Here is a 16,884-nt window from a genome sequence, read left to right on the forward strand (position 1 = left end):
CATCCTTTCTAATACCAAGCACTCATTCCACCTTTTACATTGTAAATATTTTCGAATCCTTGTTTTTTCAGGATATTTGCTGCTTTTGCACTTCTCATTCCGCTTTGACATATAACAACAACTTCTTTATCTTTTTCCAATTTGTCTACTTGGCTAGGCAAATTGGAAAGTGGGATATTTTTAAACGGTTTCCGATGATTTGCTTTATATTCACCCGGTGTACGGACATCTATAAATTGAACACTTTTATCCTTAAATTTATCTTTTGCTTCTTGAACAGTTATATTCGTAATGCCCTTTTTGGGAATAAAACGATTGATCACAAAGAGTGCGATCAAAATAATAAAAATCCACTGTATAATATCCACTCTACCTTCACCTTCTCTTTTCTCAATTATTATCTGATGTCATTTTACCTTCTGTTCTAATTTATTCATTTGATTACTTCCATTAGACTAGAGTCAACCATATACCCGATGGGGTATGTTTTATTTAAAAAGAAAAAGGCTGTTAAATTTCCTTTTAGTAAGAAAATTGTTAGAACCTTTATCTACTTTTCACTAATAAATTTACTGCTTCTTTTACAAGTTCTTTCGTATCTTCATCATTTTCAATATTCTCTCGAACACATTGTTCTAAATTCATGCTTACAATTAATCCAATTGTACGATCAATACCAGTACGAGATGCTGATAATTGAGTAATTACTTCCCTACAATCTTTATTTTGCTCAATCATATTTAATACGCCTCTAATTTGACCTTCAATACGTTTCAAACGATTTATAACAGATTTATCATACTCCATCTATTATTCCTCCTTTACATGCACAACCTATAATCTCGAAACTACTAACACTATATCCTTTTCTTAATAAAAATCTCACCCCTAGATTAATATCCATTCGATCACTCGCTACAACATGAAGTGACTGATTCGGAATCTCACTGTAGTGTCTTCTCAAATAAGCGTAAGGTATCTGCATTGCCACATTTTTTAAAGTTCCTTTTTCGTTATAACCTCTTAAATCCAATATAACGATATCCTTTTCGCCAATTCTATTCTTACAAGTTATCCCCTTAATTGGGAAGTACCTTCTAAATAATTCATAACATAATAAAACAATAACTGCACTTAGCAAATATATAATCATAATTGATCACCTTTTAAAAGGATTACATAAACAATAGTATACCCCATAAGGTATACTGTCAAGATTTTAGTCGCTTTTGCTTTCTTTAACAAAACTTATACACATCATGAGAATAGAAAACAAATGGAGGATACACCAAATAATGTACCTCCGTTTCATTACTGTTAAATAATATTCTTCAGATTTTAAGTCAATTTATTTAAAATTATATTCAGTTACTATTTTTTCTCTACCAGTAACTAAATCATTAAAGTATTCATAAAGATTTACACCCAAATAGGAACCAGAAATGTTGTAAACATTCTCATATCCTAAATTTTATAATGCCATTACCATATTATAACTTCTTTGACCTGAACGACAGTGAATGTATACAGGTTGATCTTTTGGAATTTCATCAAGTCTCTGTCTAAACTCACTTAAAGGAATATTAACTGCGTTTTTAAAATGACCTGCATTATATTCACCTTGTTCTCGTGCATCAATAATAAAAGCATTACTTTCTACCAGTTCTCGAACTTGGGAAACTTTGACTTCTTTGTATCTGCCTTGTAATAGGTTTAGCCCTACTAAAGCGGCATGATTAACGACATCTTTAGCTGTTCCTAGCATTGGGGAGTAGGTCAATTCTAGGTCTTTCAAATCTTCCAACGTTCCATTCATTGTAATCATGGTTGCAATAACATCAATTCGTTTATCTACATTTCCTTTACCAATTGCCTGCGCACCTAAAATTCGACCTGTTGGATATTCATAAACCAATTTAAAATGCATCGGATTGCTGTCTGGCATGAGTCCCACTTTATCTCCCGGCATTAAGTAAACATAATCGTACATCATTCCTGCTTGCTCAGCTGTTCTTGCATTAAATCCAGTAGATGCTGCATTTAGATCAAAGAGATGGATGGATGATGATCCTATTACACCGATATTTCTATTTGGAATTCCATACATATGGTCTGCAGCCGCTCTGGCTTGTTTTTGAGCTGGCCCAGCTAGTGCTAGTCTTGTTTGTTTTTGTAACAAACGATGATACACTTCAATGGCATCCCCAACTGCATAAATATCTCTATCACTTGTTAAGTAATTGGAGTCGACTTTAATAGCTCCTGTTTCTCCAATCTCAAGACCTGCCTCCTTAGCCAAGTTGGTTTCAGGTCTTACACCAATCGCTAATACCACTGCCTGCGCATCAATTTTCCTACCGGAGTTTGTTGTAATATATCCATCAGAAATTTTAGCTAACCCATCATCTAGAATAAGTTCAACTCCGTGATCCACCATTTCTTTATGAAGGATTTGAGCCATATCGTAATCAAATGGTGCCATTACTTGATTTGCAAACTCAACTAATGTTACATTATAGTCCGCAAGTTTAAGATTTTCTGCAACCTCTACTCCAATAAAGCCACCACCGATGACCGCGATATCCTTCATACCTTTTTGCTTGATATATGAATTGATATTCTCAATATCGACTACGTTACGTACTGTAAAAACATTAGAATTGTCTATGCCTTCTAAATTTGGTCGAATAGGTGAAGCACCGGGGGAAAGCACCAATTTATCAAAGCCCTCTTCGTATGTTTTATCTGAGATCAAATCTTTTACAGTGATTGTTTTCTTTTCCCGATTAATTTGAATAACTTCCTGTTGTACCCTAGCTTCAATATTGTAGCGACTCTTAAAGATATCGGGAGACATTAAAACAAGTTTTTCGCTATCTTCTACAATACCGCTTAAATGATAAGGTAACGAACAGTTCGAAAAGGATATGTGAGGACCTTTTTCAAACATAATAATCTCTGCATTTTCATCTAATCTTCTGACTCGTGCAGCGACAGAAGCTCCACCAGCAACTCCACCAACAATCAGTACTTTCTTTCCCATATTTAAGCCTCCTATTCTATTTCACCAACCCACGCTAACATTCCGCCAGTCATATTCGTAACATTGTATCCTTGATTGATTAAGAATTCACATGCTCTTGAACTTCTTCCACCAGAACGACAAACCATGTAATAATGTTTATTTTTATCTATTTTGTCTAAAGAATTGGGGATGTCCCCCAAAGGAATATGTTTAGCTTCAGGAATTTTCCCCTCTGCAACTTCAACGTCTTCCCGGACATCTATAATGTGGACGTTTTCTCCATTTTTTATTTTCTCATGTAACTCTACTGCTGATATACTTTTCATCAGTCTGCATCTCCTTTATTATTGTCTATTTTCGTATCTAGAAGGTTTAAAATATTATTTAAGTCAAAATATCTATCCAAATTTTAATAGCAGTACCCGCAATCAAAAATGCTAATATCACTTGTAAAATTCGGGTATTCATTCTCTTTCCTACTTTTGCTCCAAGTGGTGCCGCTAATAAACTTGCTACAATCATAATAGCAGCTGGCCAATAATCTACTTGTCCAGTAACAAGTTTACCAACACTTCCCCCGATAGAAGAAATGAACGTTACTGCTAAACTTGTTGCAATCGTCATTCGTGTTGGAATGTGCAAAACCGTAAGCATGATTGGTACAAGTAAAAAACCTCCTGCCGCACCGACTATACCAGATGCTATTCCCACAATTAATGCTAATATTGCCGCTAGCGGCTTGTTGAAGGTAACATCATTTAATGGTACATCGTCCATTTTTTTCTTTGGTACAAACATCATTACAGCTGCAATCACAGCTAGAATACCATACACAACATTTACTGCTTGCTCGGATAAGAAACTCGATCCATAACTACCAATTAAACTTCCTATTAGGATAGCTCCACCCATATAAATGATGAGCTGCTTGTTTAGGTATCCACCTTTTCGATATGCCCATACACCTGCAATGGAAGCAAACAGTACTTGTACTGCACTTATTCCAGAAACCTCATGGGCTGTAAATGCTACTAGACCAAATAAAGGGGGAATATAAAGTAGCATTGGGTATTTAATAATGGAACCCCCAACACCTAACATACCGGATAAAAAGGAACCAATAAACCCAATCGCAAACACAACGATGATAAAAGTTAAATCCATTACTAAACCTTCTTTCTAATTTAGAAAAGCGAGTAGTTCACGCTACCCGCTATTTGGTTTTCTTTATCCTTTTTGAATATAGAAATACAGAACATCTTCTTCTATTTTTTGTTCTAATACGGTATGGCCGCCTGATTTAGCCCATGCTGGGATATCATTTAAAGCACCCTTATCTGTTAGTAGTACTTCAAGTACTTCACCAGAGTTAATCGTATCCATTGCTTTTTTAGTTTTTACAATTGGCATAGGACATGCTAAGCCTTTTGCATCTAATGTTTTTGTAATGTTCATTTGATTTACCCCCATTTTTTTATTTCTATTGATTAATTAGCGAACTGCACAACGGTTTGGACCGATTTCCATTTCTGTTTGTTCGTCATTATTAGGTGTGATTTTCCCCATATTTACCTGACGAATTTGTTCATACGCATTTGGCTGTGGTGGTAGGTTATCTGTAACAGTACGACGGAATTCCGCTTCATCCTTGATGTTTAATCCATGATTCTCTTTAAACAAATCATCTAATCTTCTAGCCACTGTACCATCTTCATTTAACTCATCAATAATCATGAAATGTGCAGGTAACACCACTAGGTCTTCCGCTAGTTCACGATAACGGGAATATAATGTTTCCCGTAAGTCACCTACCCAATCTTCCGCAAGTCCCGCTAAGTCAGGACGACCAATTGAGTCGATAAATAAAATGTCACCTGTTAACAAGAACTGATTGTCAATCACAAATGAAGTAGAGCCAATGGTATGACCGGGTGAATAAAGTGCATTTACATCAATTTGAGATGCACCAATTTTCACATTTAACCCTTCTGTAAGAGGCGTGTAATCAAACACTACCTCTGTAGCATCTTTTGGTGGTAGGTAATAAATTGCCCCTGTATTTGCAGCAATTTGACGTCCACCTGAAATATGATCTGCGTGTAGGTGCGTATCAAATACATGCTTAATTTCTACACCTTTTTCTTTCGCAAAGTTAGTGAATACGTCCGTGAAACGTACTGCATCAATAATAGCTGCTTCGCCTTCAGAAATTACCATATAAGATAAACAGCCTTTCCCTAAGCGAACAAATTGGTATAGCTCCCCACCGTTTTCTAAATCGGAAACTTTAATTGGTTCTAGATAACTACTCCAAGACTTCATTCCACCTTCAAGGTATGCAACTTCACGACCAGCTTCAGATAGCATTTCTGCTACCATAACGGATGACCCTTCTTTCGCACATACTACTAATACTTCCTTATCCGTTGGAAGCTTAGGCAAAATCTCTTCTACACCTTCTAATAATTCGAAATAAGGAATATTTAAATACTCGAACTTGTGTCCATCAATCTTCCAATCCTCAAATGCATCATGATTGCGAACATCTAAAATAAATAATTCTTCGTTATCAATTACTTTCCGAGCAACTTGTGCTGCAGTCCATTTATTTACAGTCATCCTCAAATTACCCCCCTAGGTATATTTTTAATCATTTTTTTGCAGTGGGGAATTTCCCCACTGCATGAAGTTTAGAAAGTTAATGTTGGTGATGCATTTTTTGCATATTCTAGGAATGTTACTGCTCCACCAACTTCAATACCATCAACGAAATCTTCTTTCGTAAGACCCATAACATCCATTGTCATTTGACATGCAATAAATTTAACACCTAGTTCCTGTGCCATCTCAACTAGTTGTGGGATGGAAGGAACATTTGCTTTTTCAAACCCTTCAGCAAAATGTTCCTTCCCTGCAGGCATTTCCAATGCGTGCATTGCTTGCTTATGAATTAAGTTTAGTCCTTCAAACGTGAAGAAGATTTGTACCTCTTTTTCTGAAGCTGCTGCTGCTGTTGCGATATTGAATACTTTGTATGCATCAAACATCCCACCGTTTGCTGCGATAATAGCTACTTTTTCTGACATAATAAATTCCTCCTAGATTTCTTTTGTTATTTTTCCGTTCCACTCATTCATACCCGGTAGAACGTTATAAACTTTTGTAAAACCATTGTTTGCTAAAAGTTGTGCTGCCAAATCAGAACGTTTCCCTGTACGGCAGATTACATAGATTTCTTTTTCTTTATCCAATTCTTCAAGGCGTGATTCTAATTCACCCATTGGAATGGATTTTGCACCTTGAATATGACCAAATGCATATTCTGCTGCTTCACGTACATCTAAAATTAAACCGTCACCTGATTCAATTTCATCAAGTGAAACAGTGTGTTCAAATGTTTTTTCCACTTCTGGTTCATTTGAGCCTTTGCGAATGTAATGATAAAGAACATCGCCTTCTTCCAATGTTCCTAGATATTGGTGTCCAACAGTACTTGCCCATGCTGCTAAATCAGCTTTAGATCCTTTGTCTGTAGCTTGTACTTCCAATACTTGACCATCTTCAAGATCCGTAATTGCTTTTTTTGTTTTCACAATTGGCATTGGACAAGCTAAGCCTTTTGCATCTAATTGGTGATTTGCTTGAATCATACATTTACCCCCCTCGGTATTATTTTTAACAAAATTTACGATTTGGTATTTATTATACCTCTATGGGTATAATATTTAGCAATAAATTAGTCGTTATGGATAACGACGTTTGCAGAATACCTTTTATAAATCTCCATTGATTTAGCTTGTTGAAAATCAATTACAAGACCAATAATATACCCCCTAGGGTAAAATGTCAACCTTGTTATCTAAATTTTTATAGATGCCTATTTTGAAAAGTACTTAATTTAAATTATTATCCATTTTGATTTTTCTTTAAAACAAAATCAAAAAGGAGTTTCATCAAAAATGATAAACTCCCTTTTACAATAAGAAAGCATTACATATTTTTACTTTGCTGAAGAAGTTTTGATTCACCTGTACATTCCCATTCTTCTACAGTCTCATATGCTCTTTCAGGAGAATAGCCTTTTCCGACGAGAACTCCCATGAGAATAAACTCTTGAAGGATATGTGTAGCATTTATTCCTCTCTTAACGTCTTCTAATCCTTCTTTCACTAAAAACTCTGTATACTGTACCCATTCATCTGGAGTTCTACCGAAATAAGTTGGATTGGCCGAATTACCGCCTTCTTCCGCAGCCATTGCATCTGCTTTCGTTTGGTGAATCGTTCCAAATGGATGTTCTGGAGGTGCATAAATGGTATATAACTTTAATGGCTTATTTCCAGTGTTTGTTAAATTATGCCATTTACCAGCAGGAACCATGATAGCATAATCTTCAGAAACCCTTCTTTCATAGTTCAAATTATTTTCGGTGTCACCCATTTGAACAAGCCCCTGACCTTCTTCAATACGTAGAAATTGATCTACATCTGGATGGACTTCCAAACCAATGTCTTCTCCAACACCAATACTCATCAATGTAACCTGTAAATGATTTCCGGTCCATATTGCCGTGCGAAAGTTGCGATTCCTTTCCGCAGCTTCCTCTATATTTATTACGAATGGCTGTTTCCCTTGATCTTTAAATGCCATATTTTTTGCTCTATCTTCTATTTGCGTTGGTTGATACATGCTCCCCATATTTGTTTCTTGTGGGTAACCCCAATATATAGGCTGTTGGCGAACATGGTGCATTGGAACACTTACATAGTAATTTGGATACATATATGGTGAATAATACATCTTCTCACTCCTCCATTATTGTCATATGTATCCTATGTATCATTCTCAATAAATGTACTTTTGTATATTGACGTTTATTGAAGTTTATCTGCAGTTTTTTAATATTATTCATTAAAGGGGCAAACAAAAATGATGGCTCCCTGTTTCCCTGTGTTGTAAATCGAACAACAACCCAACATATAGCATAAGATAAATAAAATTTAGATACTGGGAGGAGAACTATTTGTATTATTCTAATCCATTACGGCAAATTGATAATTACGGTGCAACTGGGGCATTAAATGCCTCCACATTAACCTTGCCTCAAATGTTGACTTATGCCCTCCAAGACGAGTATTTAGCTCAAGCAAGATACAATAATATTTTGGAAACCTTTGGATATATTCGTCCATTTGCGCAAATAAGGGATGCTGAATTAAGACATATCAATGCACTATTACCCCTTTTTTATCGCTATCAGATTCCTCTACCTGAAGATATATCGTACACTTCATTACTACTCCGGAAAACATTAAAGCAGCATACGCTACTTGTGTAAAAGGTGAGATAGACAATATTTCGATGTATGAAAAATTTTTAGTCCTTAATATTCCAAATGATGTTCGATTAGTCTTTACCCAACTGCGCAATGCTTCTATAAATCATCTAGCGGCATTTGAAAGAGGCCTTGCACGAAACTAGATTGAGTCTGCCCCCCACCATCGTAAGTAGGATACCATCTCTTCTGTTTAATGAACCACAAGTTAGTTTTGATGAGACTAAAAATTTCCATCTACTATCTGATAGAACTTAACAAATTATTTTAATATAAATTTTCTTGAATAAACTATGGCAATGAATATATGCTACTATCTTAAATTGCAAATTCAATTAATAATATAATGTTATATTAGATACTTTGATCATAAACAACATTGATTTTCAATAAAAATAAGCAGTTCAATTTACACGCTAATGAATTGAACTGCTTATTTTTATTTGTACTCGTATATCGAAGTAGTTATTATAAACAAGTTAGAAGCCCGTTATTATTACTATAAGTACACTTTTCTAACAATAGTAAATCACTTGTTCAATTACATCAAGAAGTCTATCTTCAATTTTCTTCATAAACTGAATAACTAAAATCGATGAAATCCTCTAGTCTTGCACTATTAGGCTGATTTGTCCCCCAACCATACCGCTGATAATCCTTGCCTCCATCTAAAAATATAGCCCCACATTTACATCGTTTAAAATCATGACTATGTATTGATTCAATAATATCGTCACACTTTTTACAACGAACTTTGTTAACTAATAACCTTTTCATTAAATACCATTCCTTTCTAACAACTGTGTGCATACGTTCGACTAGTCATGTAATTAACAATGAATAGATAGACCATATTACAACAAGAAGTTTCCTCCTTGGAAACTCCCATTTAGTCAGTACTTGACAGAGTATTTATTATTATGTTCATGTATTTTGATCCATCTACTATATCTGTCCATATTAGATAAAGTTAAACTAAAGCGCTTGGCAGTGTTACGAGTTCGGATCTCATCCCAATTCCCCGTTATACATTCGAAAACTTCATCCATTCGAATACTTTTGCGATTACTTGTAGAAGCAACATAGTAACAAGCAAAGAGGAATGTCAAATCTGCTAAGGGCATTGTTCCTCTTCTTATTTCCACCATGATACTTTGGGGTACTGCATAATATCCATATTGTTTAATCAACATAGCCGGAACTTCTTTACCATCATCAATCATGTAACGAATAATGTATTCACCACGATTAATGCTTACTTCCCTATCTTCAAATAAAGCTTTTGGTATTTCTGATAAACTTGTGCTTTTAACCATTACTGTCTTGATATCCCCTTAGTCTAATTTAATAGTTATACGATTTGCCTTATTATAAACTGATTCAGCTCTTCTAGTAGATTCCTGCTTTTCCTTTTCAATCAGTTCCAACTCAACATCATATGCTACACCTTTATTTTCTAATGTAACTCCAAACGTTTGACAGATATAACCTTTTGCACCTAAGAGAGCCATGATTTCATTCGTTAGTTCAGGCGTAAATCCTTCATGGGCTTCATCTGTCATAGTTTTTTCATCGCTAGTTTTTACAGCTGCTACAATATCTATAACCAATTTTCCTTTGAAGAGATTCATTGAAGACATAATTCGCAACAACTCCTTTATCTTTTAGGTATTAATAATGTATCAACAAAAAATGAAAGTGCATCTTTAAACGCCACACGGTAGGTCAACTTACTTTGCTGGAATATCTGTTGAAAAATATTTGATTTAAGATCTTCAATAAGATTATTCTTTGCCTCTTCATCAAGATCTTTAATGCTTGACGATAGCTTCTGTTCCAAATCCTTATAAATCCCTTCCATAAACATCTCATATTCTTCACTAGTAATGATATCCTCCAAACGACTTTCAATCAGATGATTAACCAATCTTGGGAAACCATCAATCATCTAAAATCACCCTTTTATTCATATTATGAATATATTTATATTATGAATATAACATGATATCTATTGATTGTAAAACTAGAAAATAATACGATAAAGGAAATAGAATGAGAAGGGAAATTAAAATGGACGATTTACAGGCTGGTAAGTTGATACGTAGGTTAAGAAGAGAAAGTAAATTAACAATGGTTGATTTTGCAAAACAAATCGGTCTTTCTCAACCTTCTTTATCACGAATAGAAAGCGGCAATCAAGAGATCACCTTCTCCTTATTAGAAAAAATATGTAAGGCACTTAATATATCGATGGGTGATTTTCTGTATGCACTTGAAGGGGAAAGCAAACTACAAAATATCGAATTAAGTGAAGAAGATGATGCAAATACAGAAGAAGAACTTGATGCTAAATTAAATAAAATGATTTCGTCGTTATCGCTCGAACAGAAGAAAGGGCTATATACGCTGTTGCTGCCATATGCTAAAGACTAGAGGGAAAATATCTTTGTATAAGTTGTTGTAGATGATCCACACTTTTATTTTAGTCTATTGGATTTATCTGGTTGCTTAATCATGGTCTGGTGACATATAATAAATATGTCTATTAATACTACAAGATTGATTAACGCTACGATGAATATTTCTGGTGTTAGTGCAATTTGTAGGTCTAGAAAACGGAGGTGTCATAAAAGGCATTTCCGTTTTCTTTATTCAATTATAAATTCCATTTACTTTATCTGTACTGGATTACTCCAATCCATTTCGTCTTCAATTTAGCCATTATACCTTCTTCTACCTATTGCAGTCCCTAAACCTTCCGTGGCAAGACAATAGGTTAAAGTCTATTTATAGTCCTTTTCCTGACCATCAGCCATCCTTTGCAGGAATTCTTCCCACTTGTCATCTTCCAAGTAGAAAAAGTCCAAATAAGAAGATTTTACTTCTTCCCCAAATGGTCCTTTTTCTATCAACTTTCTTTGACCATATCCTTCATTTTGCGAAGAATACATATGCTGCAGGTTAGAAATCAATTGGTTAAATCGCACATCAGGTTGCTGGTCCCAAATTCTTTGTAAGAGTGACATAATTCTATTTAACCGTTCCTTCTCTCGCATTATTCCACCCTTGCTTTCTCCTGAATCCATTCTTTGGATTGTACCATCGTAAAACTCCTTTACCTTACCCATCTTCGTGTTATATACAATAGCAGTCTTATGTACTTTCGCATCGATCCTTGCACGTTCACCCGTCATCTTCGCCCAGTCATCCACCCATCCAAATTTCCTCTCACTATCTGTCATAAAATCACTTTATCCTTTCCTATCTAGCACTTATACTTCGTTCAACCACACTAAATGAAATTAGTAAAAGCCAAAGTAATAGCAAGTGTAACTATCTCGTTCCAAGACGAATTGCAAAAATAATTTTCAATTAATATCTAATCATTTCAAGAGTAGTTAATTACTTTTTACCACGTTTGAACCATACATTCAAACGACTATATCAAGATAAGTAATTTTTAATGCCCTTGAAATAACCATTTATGACCACTATCTGACCTGCTATGACTACGAATCGACCTGTTGCGGAAAAGGTATATAAATTTTTCGAGTTAGTAGTTATAATAGCGTTAAAAATGAAATGACATTCTAAATATGAACACAATGGAAATTTAATTGTTTAGGGAGGAGTATAAATATGGGGACATTCTATATCTTAGGCATTGTAAATAAATTTGAAGCAAATTCTGCTAACCAACTTGACCAATCCCATTGGGAACAATACTTAAATGAAAGAATAGACTTAAAACAATATACTACAACTTCAACGGACTATACGGTAAAAGGGGATTTAAAAAAGCACGTATTTAAAGAAAACATTGAAGACTTTTATAAGAAACTCGTTGAGATGACTGGAGACGATCAAACAGCTACTTACTTCGAGGATTCTAAAATAGACATAGAGAATTATCAAAGCAGGACTACAAGGATGACTTTTAAGTATCACAATACACAGATAACCATAGCGGCTGAAATTGCCGTCCTGTTCATTGAAGGAAAAGTACTTGTTGAAGAGTTTAGCTATGAACCGAAGATAGTTAATTGGTTATTCCGGCATAGCAATATTTCAAATCCACTTACAGGTTGTGTTATGAGTGATGTCCTTGGTTAATACGAATAGATAATTACTAATAATTTTAATAGTAAGCAGGGTGAACTTTATGGATTTCTTTAAGCTTGCTTTTTTGATTAATGCAATGGCAATCAGTCTTAACGTTGCAGCAACATATACAGTCATAGTAAATCTTCTCTTTAATCAACCTATATATCCCGGTTTGATTGTAAGTCTAGTCATTGGATATGGGGTAATGATTAAATATAACTTTTTATTCCATGAAATATGGGATAATTGGTTTAGAAAAAATGAACGATAACAAAAGTATTTTCCGCGTGGTGATTCCTACCAGATTGTAAACGCAAATGGAGGAAGTCATATGAAATGTTACGTTGTTATTGGTTTTGACGCTAGAAATCATATTGTAACCAGTAAGGTATTTGAAGATCTAAGTGAAGCAAATGAATATTTTCATGATTTATATGCCGAGATGATTGGAAGAATCATAGGAAGGGAGAGTTGTAAATTGGATTATGCAGACATAATTGAGATGGATTACGTTCCTATAAAATAATAACAGAGGATTAATCGTTAGTAGCTTACTGTTATTTTGAAAAAGGGGTTTTGCTTAATGGGTTTAATAGACCGTACTGGTTTTGAAATCTATCAAACAACTAAGGTTCGAATACGTAATTTCAATAATAAAGGAATAGAAGTGTATACATATTCCAAAGATGGTAGCTTTGGTTTTATTTCGTATTGTAATTTGCTATCCGAAACAGATAATCTATATGAAGGATAGTCACTTTATGTCCATTGTCTTGGGTACAAGGAACCCTACCCTTTTTTTACAGAAGAAGGGACATTGCTCTTTCCAGATTTAGTGTAAATGCGTGTATTGCGTACTGTATGAGCCAGTAAATACGAAGTCGAGAGCCGTTAAAAGTATAAGCAGCTATTAGAAACGCAGAAGCCTCCAATAGCTGCTTTTTAACAATCAATAATTTCAAGAACCGAGCGAAAAAGCTTATTATAGAATTATCGATACTTTCAGATATCCATGACATAGAGTAACTCCTCAAGAACAAGTGTTTTAGATAGTCACTTATACATTTGTTTTCTATTTAATAACATTTCCTTGTCTTCTTCTCTTAATATATCATCTTGGTATTTATTTGAATCTTGAATCCACTTTGCTTTTTTCATGGCCCACACATATCCATCTGTTGTTTCATCTAATTCAGCAGAAATGTATTCTTTTATTAGTTTCGAATAAAAGTAGTTTACCGAGTTATTCAACAAATCCTGAGTTCTTTTATATTCCCTTTCTCTCCGCTCCCTGATTAATTCCCTCTCTTGTTCTTCTTTTAGTTTTTTCTCTTCTGCAATGATATAGTCCCTTTCTTTTTCATCAATGATTTCTGGTAGTGAAAATATATATAAGAATACTCTTCTTAGTAAATCTTCTAGGGTTGTAGTTGTAGTCTTAGTTTGTTTTATTAATTTTTCGTATCTACCCCATTTATACCAATAAACTTTGTAACCAACTTCAACGTTTATTTTCCCGGTTGTTCCATATTCAAATGTATGATAGTCTGAATAATTTTTATCATCCGGAGAAAGCATTATCTTTTTACAAGGTAGTTTAAAATTCAATGTAAAAGTATATTTTTTATACAATACTTCTGTTTCATCATACTTACTAACAATCTTTGCTCCTGCCTTTTCAAGTGCTTTAAACAAACTATCAATAAAAGGTAAAATTTCTGGAATAATTTCACCAGAGGCTGAATGTATTCTTAGTCTATCTTCTCTATAGGACTGAGTTTTTTTGCGGTATTTTACTATTTCCCTATGGGGTTTACTAGACAAATTTTTATTAACCTTTAACGCGTTATAAATATCTGTTAGGTTTTGTTGCTCAGTCCCTAAGTATGAAAAATAGGTCGGCTTTTCTATTTTCTTTATAAGTGAAGTGACATTTGTTTCAGTAGAAATACTATTGGGTTTTTCATCATTTACAGTTTTTATAACTTTTTTAGGTGCTGGAGCATTTTTCTTTTTAGCCTTTGCGAGAGCAATCATACGATTATCATTTGGATTTGGCAACGCTGGCTGAACTGGCTTCTCGTTTCCCATATATAAGCTACTCCAATAAGACGCTGTAGGTAGTGGGATATCATTACTAGTACATGCATTTTTCAATTTATTATATGGAACATTTAGTTCTGTTGCTGTTTTAGTAATTCCTATATTCCACAGCTTTTCATATAAATCTTTCCTAGAGATTGATAGCATTCGTTTCCCCTCACTTCATCCTTTACCTCATTTTATATCCACATAAAATTTCAATCAAATTTATTCCAAAATCCAAATAAAATAAAAATATTTTTGATTTCCTCTTAAAATATCATTTTTTCGCGGTTATCATGTTTCAGCAAATGACGAGCCGGCTGTTATTTGTGTCTTAAAATCACAAATAGATAAGGGGAGATCATTAAACTATGATGAAAAATGAAATATTAGATTACGATAAAGATTACAGACTTAGACTTGCAACAAGTAAAGAATTAACAAAAATAAAAGGCTATGACTTTCTAAATTACCTAACAGACCTAATGGTTAAATACTCTGATTCTATAGGAAAAGGATTTCCTATTGAAATGGAGGGAGAAAGATGACAGCAAAGATTGAAATGTCAGGGTTGCAAGTTAATATGCCAGTAAAATATATAAGAGCTTATGCTTATGTTCGTGTTAGCACAAACAAACAACTAGATAACACATCGATTGAACAACAAATTGAGGCAATAGAAAAGTATTGTAAGGAAAATAATATTATTCTTGTAAAAATATATGTAGAGGAACCCGCATCAGGAGAAAGCTTTTCAAATAGACCTGAGTTTAAAGAGATGTTTTATAACGTTTTCCAAAAGGAGAATAACATTGATTCCATCATCGTATTTAAACAAGATCGTATATCACGTAATTCTTTAGATTCCCAATATATCTTTAGTCGTCTAAAAAAGGCTAACAAGAACTTAATTTCTATCGCTGATAATATCGACACAAATGATCCTAATTCAAAACTAATCTATCAGATATTAGGTATTATTGCAGAAGTTGAAAAAGATCTAATCGCCTTCCGTACATCACTAGGTATGGAGAAGACATTTGAAAATGGTGACTTTAACGGTGGAATGGTATTTGGGTACAATTTAATAAATAAGAAATTAGTAATTGACGAAGATGAAGCAAGAGTTGTTAAATACATTTTTGATTGTTACTCCAATAAAATGTGGGGTTATCGAAAAATAGCTAGTAATTTAAATATGCAAGGTATCAAAACCAAAAAGGATAATCATTGGTCAATTACCGCAGTCAGAACTATTCTCAATAATAAAATCTACAATGGTTATGTTAAATGGAAAGGTAAATATAAAAAAGGTAACCATTATCCTATTATCAGTGAAGAGCTTTGGGAAAGAACCCAAAAACTTTTATCACTACGTAGTTATACCCAAGAAAAAATACACAACGGCTCCTTTCCATTATCGGGTATATTAAAGTGTCCTACTTGTGGAGGCGCAATGGTACAAGGGAATGCAAACAAAAAGTACAAATATTACGTGTGTGGCCGTTTTAAAAACAGTGGTTCTAAAGCATGTAAGTCGAACCTTGTAAAAAAGGAGTATGCGGAACAAGAGGTCTTATCACAGGTTATGAATTACCTAAACGATTTAAACCTCTCTGTACCATTACAAAGAGTTGTTATTGATAATCTAAAAAATGAACTTGAACCAATTGAAGAGGAACTTAATTTACTAGAAAAAAATTTAACTGAATTAAAAAGAGAGAAGCAGGATCTCTTGCAACTTTATACGAAAAGAATAATCGACATAGATACACTTAGTGAAGAAATGAAAAGGGTTCAGAATCAAGAAAGTGAACAAAAGGAGTTCATAACACTACTAACAAGGCAGGTAGAGTTAAAGAATAACAATGACTTATTACCGGTAATTAAGCGTATTGCTAATGATTTTAATTCATTTTATAACCTATTAGATGACTATGATAGAAAAGAATTACTCCGGTTTCTTATCAAAGAAATTCAAGTAAATACTGGAGAAAAGCCTAGAGATCGAACGATCAAGAATATAGTTTACGAGTTTGATCAAGAGTTATTTGAGGAGATTAGTCATGAACTTATTTAATCACTTGTGTGACATTACAGTGCATAATTCTTTGTCTGGAACAAAAAATATAGCAGTCTATTTTCAAACGAATAGACTGCTAATTTTAACCTTTGATCTACTAGAATCAAAATAAGGGTAAGGGTTCGCAGATGACGTAAAATAGTTTGTGTAAAATAGTTGAGATAAAAAAAGAGGTAGGGTACCCTCGAAATTGGACAAAAAATCAAGAAAGGAGACCCTACCATGTCTCAAAGTATAAATCAAAATACCTTT

Annotated in this window: 23 protein-coding genes and 2 pseudogenes; 8 read left to right on the forward strand and 17 right to left on the reverse strand. The window is 34.0% G+C overall.

Features of this window, described 5'->3' with window-relative positions; translation table 11 throughout:
• Positions 1-8: 8 nt before the first annotated feature.
• From KI343_RS04245 to KI343_RS04295, 11 genes and pseudogenes are all read right to left on the reverse strand, one after another.
• Positions 9-368: a rhodanese-like domain-containing protein gene (locus tag KI343_RS04245; RefSeq protein ID WP_212925192.1), complete on the reverse strand. Its 360-nt coding sequence runs from the start codon at positions 366-368 to the stop codon at positions 9-11.
• 178 nt (positions 369-546) lie between these two features.
• A complete protein-coding gene (locus KI343_RS04250; RefSeq protein WP_010648789.1) occupies positions 547-807 on the reverse strand; it encodes a metal-sensitive transcriptional regulator in 261 nt (86 codons plus the stop codon).
• Positions 797-1,153 (reverse strand): sulfurtransferase, encoded by a 357-nt coding sequence (locus KI343_RS04255; RefSeq protein ID WP_212925193.1) that lies wholly within the window; start codon positions 1,151-1,153, stop codon positions 797-799. Before KI343_RS04255 ends, KI343_RS04250 begins: the two co-directional genes overlap by 11 nt.
• A 195-nt stretch (positions 1,154-1,348) precedes the next feature.
• A pseudogene (locus tag KI343_RS04260) lies at positions 1,349-3,043 on the reverse strand (FAD-dependent oxidoreductase).
• 11 nt (positions 3,044-3,054) lie between these two features.
• Entirely contained in the window at positions 3,055-3,351 is a 297-nt protein-coding gene (locus KI343_RS04265; RefSeq protein ID WP_010648794.1) for a rhodanese-like domain-containing protein, read from the reverse strand.
• Between the two features lie 58 nt (positions 3,352-3,409).
• On the reverse strand, positions 3,410-4,189 hold the full coding sequence (locus tag KI343_RS04270) for a sulfite exporter TauE/SafE family protein (RefSeq protein ID WP_212925194.1): 780 nt from the start codon (positions 4,187-4,189) through the stop codon (positions 3,410-3,412).
• A 63-nt stretch (positions 4,190-4,252) separates the two neighbouring features.
• Positions 4,253-4,480, reverse strand: coding sequence for a sulfurtransferase TusA family protein (locus tag KI343_RS04275; protein WP_212925195.1), 228 nt, complete (start codon positions 4,478-4,480; stop codon positions 4,253-4,255).
• A 36-nt stretch (positions 4,481-4,516) separates the two neighbouring features.
• Positions 4,517-5,644 (reverse strand): MBL fold metallo-hydrolase, encoded by a 1,128-nt coding sequence (locus KI343_RS04280; protein ID WP_212925196.1) that lies wholly within the window; start codon positions 5,642-5,644, stop codon positions 4,517-4,519.
• Positions 5,645-5,715: 71 nt separating this feature from the next.
• Positions 5,716-6,111 (reverse strand): DsrE/DsrF/DrsH-like family protein, encoded by a 396-nt coding sequence (locus tag KI343_RS04285; RefSeq protein ID WP_212925197.1) that lies wholly within the window; start codon positions 6,109-6,111, stop codon positions 5,716-5,718.
• Between the two features lie 12 nt (positions 6,112-6,123).
• Positions 6,124-6,675 carry a sulfurtransferase TusA family protein gene (locus KI343_RS04290; RefSeq protein WP_212925198.1) on the reverse strand — a complete coding sequence of 184 codons (552 nt, stop codon included), beginning with the start codon at positions 6,673-6,675 and terminating at the stop codon, positions 6,124-6,126.
• Positions 6,676-7,015: 340 nt separating this feature from the next.
• Positions 7,016-7,825: a cupin domain-containing protein gene (locus KI343_RS04295; RefSeq protein ID WP_212925199.1), complete on the reverse strand. Its 810-nt coding sequence runs from the start codon at positions 7,823-7,825 to the stop codon at positions 7,016-7,018.
• Positions 7,826-8,069: 244 nt separating this feature from the next.
• Here KI343_RS04295 and KI343_RS04300 point away from each other — a divergent pair.
• Positions 8,070-8,506: pseudogene (locus tag KI343_RS04300) on the forward strand (ferritin-like domain-containing protein); the annotation flags it as partial.
• A gap of 415 nt (positions 8,507-8,921) precedes the next feature.
• Here KI343_RS04300 and KI343_RS20695 read toward each other — a convergent pair.
• From KI343_RS20695 to KI343_RS04315, 4 genes are all read right to left on the reverse strand, one after another.
• Positions 8,922-9,170 carry a DUF7695 domain-containing protein gene (locus KI343_RS20695; RefSeq protein WP_483874246.1) on the reverse strand — a complete coding sequence of 83 codons (249 nt, stop codon included), beginning with the start codon at positions 9,168-9,170 and terminating at the stop codon, positions 8,922-8,924.
• 83 nt (positions 9,171-9,253) lie between these two features.
• A complete protein-coding gene (locus KI343_RS04305; protein WP_212925200.1) occupies positions 9,254-9,676 on the reverse strand; it encodes a hypothetical protein in 423 nt (140 codons plus the stop codon).
• A gap of 18 nt (positions 9,677-9,694) precedes the next feature.
• Positions 9,695-10,000 (reverse strand): PDDEXK family nuclease, encoded by a 306-nt coding sequence (locus KI343_RS04310; protein ID WP_212925201.1) that lies wholly within the window; start codon positions 9,998-10,000, stop codon positions 9,695-9,697.
• A 17-nt stretch (positions 10,001-10,017) separates the two neighbouring features.
• On the reverse strand, positions 10,018-10,308 hold the full coding sequence (locus KI343_RS04315; protein WP_212925202.1) for a hypothetical protein: 291 nt from the start codon (positions 10,306-10,308) through the stop codon (positions 10,018-10,020).
• A 122-nt stretch (positions 10,309-10,430) separates the two neighbouring features.
• Between KI343_RS04315 and KI343_RS04320 the strand changes: the two genes are divergently transcribed.
• Positions 10,431-10,793, forward strand: a complete 363-nt coding sequence (locus KI343_RS04320; RefSeq protein ID WP_212925203.1) for a helix-turn-helix domain-containing protein — start codon at positions 10,431-10,433, stop codon at positions 10,791-10,793.
• Positions 10,794-11,143: 350 nt separating this feature from the next.
• Here the strand turns inward: KI343_RS04320 and KI343_RS19995 are convergent, their stop codons facing one another.
• On the reverse strand, positions 11,144-11,602 hold the full coding sequence (locus KI343_RS19995) for a hypothetical protein (protein WP_244856722.1): 459 nt from the start codon (positions 11,600-11,602) through the stop codon (positions 11,144-11,146).
• A gap of 397 nt (positions 11,603-11,999) precedes the next feature.
• Between KI343_RS19995 and KI343_RS04330 the strand changes: the two genes are divergently transcribed.
• Genes KI343_RS04330 through KI343_RS04345 form a run of 4 tightly spaced genes read left to right on the forward strand, consistent with a single transcriptional unit; the run spans position 12,000 to position 13,218 of the window.
• Positions 12,000-12,473 carry a hypothetical protein gene (locus KI343_RS04330; RefSeq protein ID WP_212925204.1) on the forward strand — a complete coding sequence of 158 codons (474 nt, stop codon included), beginning with the start codon at positions 12,000-12,002 and terminating at the stop codon, positions 12,471-12,473.
• A 49-nt stretch (positions 12,474-12,522) separates the two neighbouring features.
• The gene (locus tag KI343_RS04335) at positions 12,523-12,735 is read left to right on the forward strand and encodes a hypothetical protein (RefSeq protein WP_212925205.1); all 213 of its coding nucleotides are present in this window, start codon (positions 12,523-12,525) and stop codon (positions 12,733-12,735) included.
• Between the two features lie 60 nt (positions 12,736-12,795).
• Entirely contained in the window at positions 12,796-12,990 is a 195-nt protein-coding gene (locus KI343_RS04340) for a hypothetical protein (RefSeq protein ID WP_212925206.1), read from the forward strand.
• 57 nt (positions 12,991-13,047) lie between these two features.
• Positions 13,048-13,218 carry a hypothetical protein gene (locus tag KI343_RS04345; RefSeq protein WP_212925207.1) on the forward strand — a complete coding sequence of 57 codons (171 nt, stop codon included), beginning with the start codon at positions 13,048-13,050 and terminating at the stop codon, positions 13,216-13,218.
• A 299-nt stretch (positions 13,219-13,517) separates the two neighbouring features.
• On the opposite strand, the gene KI343_RS04350 is transcribed toward KI343_RS04345, so the two are convergent.
• On the reverse strand, positions 13,518-14,714 hold the full coding sequence (locus KI343_RS04350; protein WP_212925208.1) for a hypothetical protein: 1,197 nt from the start codon (positions 14,712-14,714) through the stop codon (positions 13,518-13,520).
• A gap of 206 nt (positions 14,715-14,920) precedes the next feature.
• Here KI343_RS04350 and KI343_RS04355 point away from each other — a divergent pair, with 206 nt between their 5' ends.
• Both KI343_RS04355 and KI343_RS04360 read left to right on the forward strand, forming a co-directional pair.
• Positions 14,921-15,097, forward strand: coding sequence for a hypothetical protein (locus tag KI343_RS04355; RefSeq protein ID WP_212925209.1), 177 nt, complete (start codon positions 14,921-14,923; stop codon positions 15,095-15,097).
• Positions 15,094-16,629 (forward strand): recombinase family protein, encoded by a 1,536-nt coding sequence (locus tag KI343_RS04360; RefSeq protein WP_212925210.1) that lies wholly within the window; start codon positions 15,094-15,096, stop codon positions 16,627-16,629. The genes KI343_RS04355 and KI343_RS04360 overlap by 4 nt, the downstream gene beginning before the upstream one ends.
• The last annotated feature ends 255 nt before the right edge of the window (positions 16,630-16,884 follow it).

Source organism: Oceanobacillus sp. J11TS1 (genome assembly GCF_018333215.1).
In the GTDB taxonomy this organism is placed as follows: Bacteria; Bacillota; Bacilli; order Bacillales; family Amphibacillaceae; genus Oceanobacillus.

Bases quoted from the DNA above. Each gene is read 5' to 3' on its own strand.
- KI343_RS04340 (WP_212925206.1), top strand. From the start codon at position 12,796: ATGAAATGTTACGTTGTTATTGGTTTTGACGCTAGAAATCATATTGTA.
- KI343_RS04270 (WP_212925194.1), bottom strand. From the start codon at position 4,189: ATGGATTTAACTTTTATCATCGTTGTGTTTGCGATTGGGTTTATTGGT.
- KI343_RS04250 (WP_010648789.1), bottom strand. From the start codon at position 807: ATGGAGTATGATAAATCTGTTATAAATCGTTTGAAACGTATTGAAGGT.
- KI343_RS04255 (WP_212925193.1), bottom strand. From the start codon at position 1,153: ATGATTATATATTTGCTAAGTGCAGTTATTGTTTTATTATGTTATGAA.
- KI343_RS04305 (WP_212925200.1), bottom strand. From the start codon at position 9,676: ATGGTTAAAAGCACAAGTTTATCAGAAATACCAAAAGCTTTATTTGAA.
- KI343_RS04290 (WP_212925198.1), bottom strand. From the start codon at position 6,675: ATGATTCAAGCAAATCACCAATTAGATGCAAAAGGCTTAGCTTGTCCA.
- KI343_RS04285 (WP_212925197.1), bottom strand. From the start codon at position 6,111: ATGTCAGAAAAAGTAGCTATTATCGCAGCAAACGGTGGGATGTTTGAT.
- KI343_RS04310 (WP_212925201.1), bottom strand. From the start codon at position 10,000: ATGTCTTCAATGAATCTCTTCAAAGGAAAATTGGTTATAGATATTGTA.
- KI343_RS04350 (WP_212925208.1), bottom strand. From the start codon at position 14,714: ATGCTATCAATCTCTAGGAAAGATTTATATGAAAAGCTGTGGAATATA.
- KI343_RS04295 (WP_212925199.1), bottom strand. From the start codon at position 7,825: ATGTATTATTCACCATATATGTATCCAAATTACTATGTAAGTGTTCCA.
- KI343_RS04345 (WP_212925207.1), top strand. From the start codon at position 13,048: ATGGGTTTAATAGACCGTACTGGTTTTGAAATCTATCAAACAACTAAG.
- KI343_RS04315 (WP_212925202.1), bottom strand. From the start codon at position 10,308: ATGATTGATGGTTTCCCAAGATTGGTTAATCATCTGATTGAAAGTCGT.
- KI343_RS20695 (WP_483874246.1), bottom strand. From the start codon at position 9,170: ATGCACACAGTTGTTAGAAAGGAATGGTATTTAATGAAAAGGTTATTA.
- KI343_RS04335 (WP_212925205.1), top strand. From the start codon at position 12,523: ATGGATTTCTTTAAGCTTGCTTTTTTGATTAATGCAATGGCAATCAGT.
- KI343_RS04330 (WP_212925204.1), top strand. From the start codon at position 12,000: ATGGGGACATTCTATATCTTAGGCATTGTAAATAAATTTGAAGCAAAT.
- KI343_RS19995 (WP_244856722.1), bottom strand. From the start codon at position 11,602: ATGACAGATAGTGAGAGGAAATTTGGATGGGTGGATGACTGGGCGAAG.
- KI343_RS04355 (WP_212925209.1), top strand. From the start codon at position 14,921: ATGATGAAAAATGAAATATTAGATTACGATAAAGATTACAGACTTAGA.
- KI343_RS04360 (WP_212925210.1), top strand. From the start codon at position 15,094: ATGACAGCAAAGATTGAAATGTCAGGGTTGCAAGTTAATATGCCAGTA.
- KI343_RS04280 (WP_212925196.1), bottom strand. From the start codon at position 5,644: ATGACTGTAAATAAATGGACTGCAGCACAAGTTGCTCGGAAAGTAATT.
- KI343_RS04265 (WP_010648794.1), bottom strand. From the start codon at position 3,351: ATGAAAAGTATATCAGCAGTAGAGTTACATGAGAAAATAAAAAATGGA.
- KI343_RS04320 (WP_212925203.1), top strand. From the start codon at position 10,431: ATGGACGATTTACAGGCTGGTAAGTTGATACGTAGGTTAAGAAGAGAA.
- KI343_RS04275 (WP_212925195.1), bottom strand. From the start codon at position 4,480: ATGAACATTACAAAAACATTAGATGCAAAAGGCTTAGCATGTCCTATG.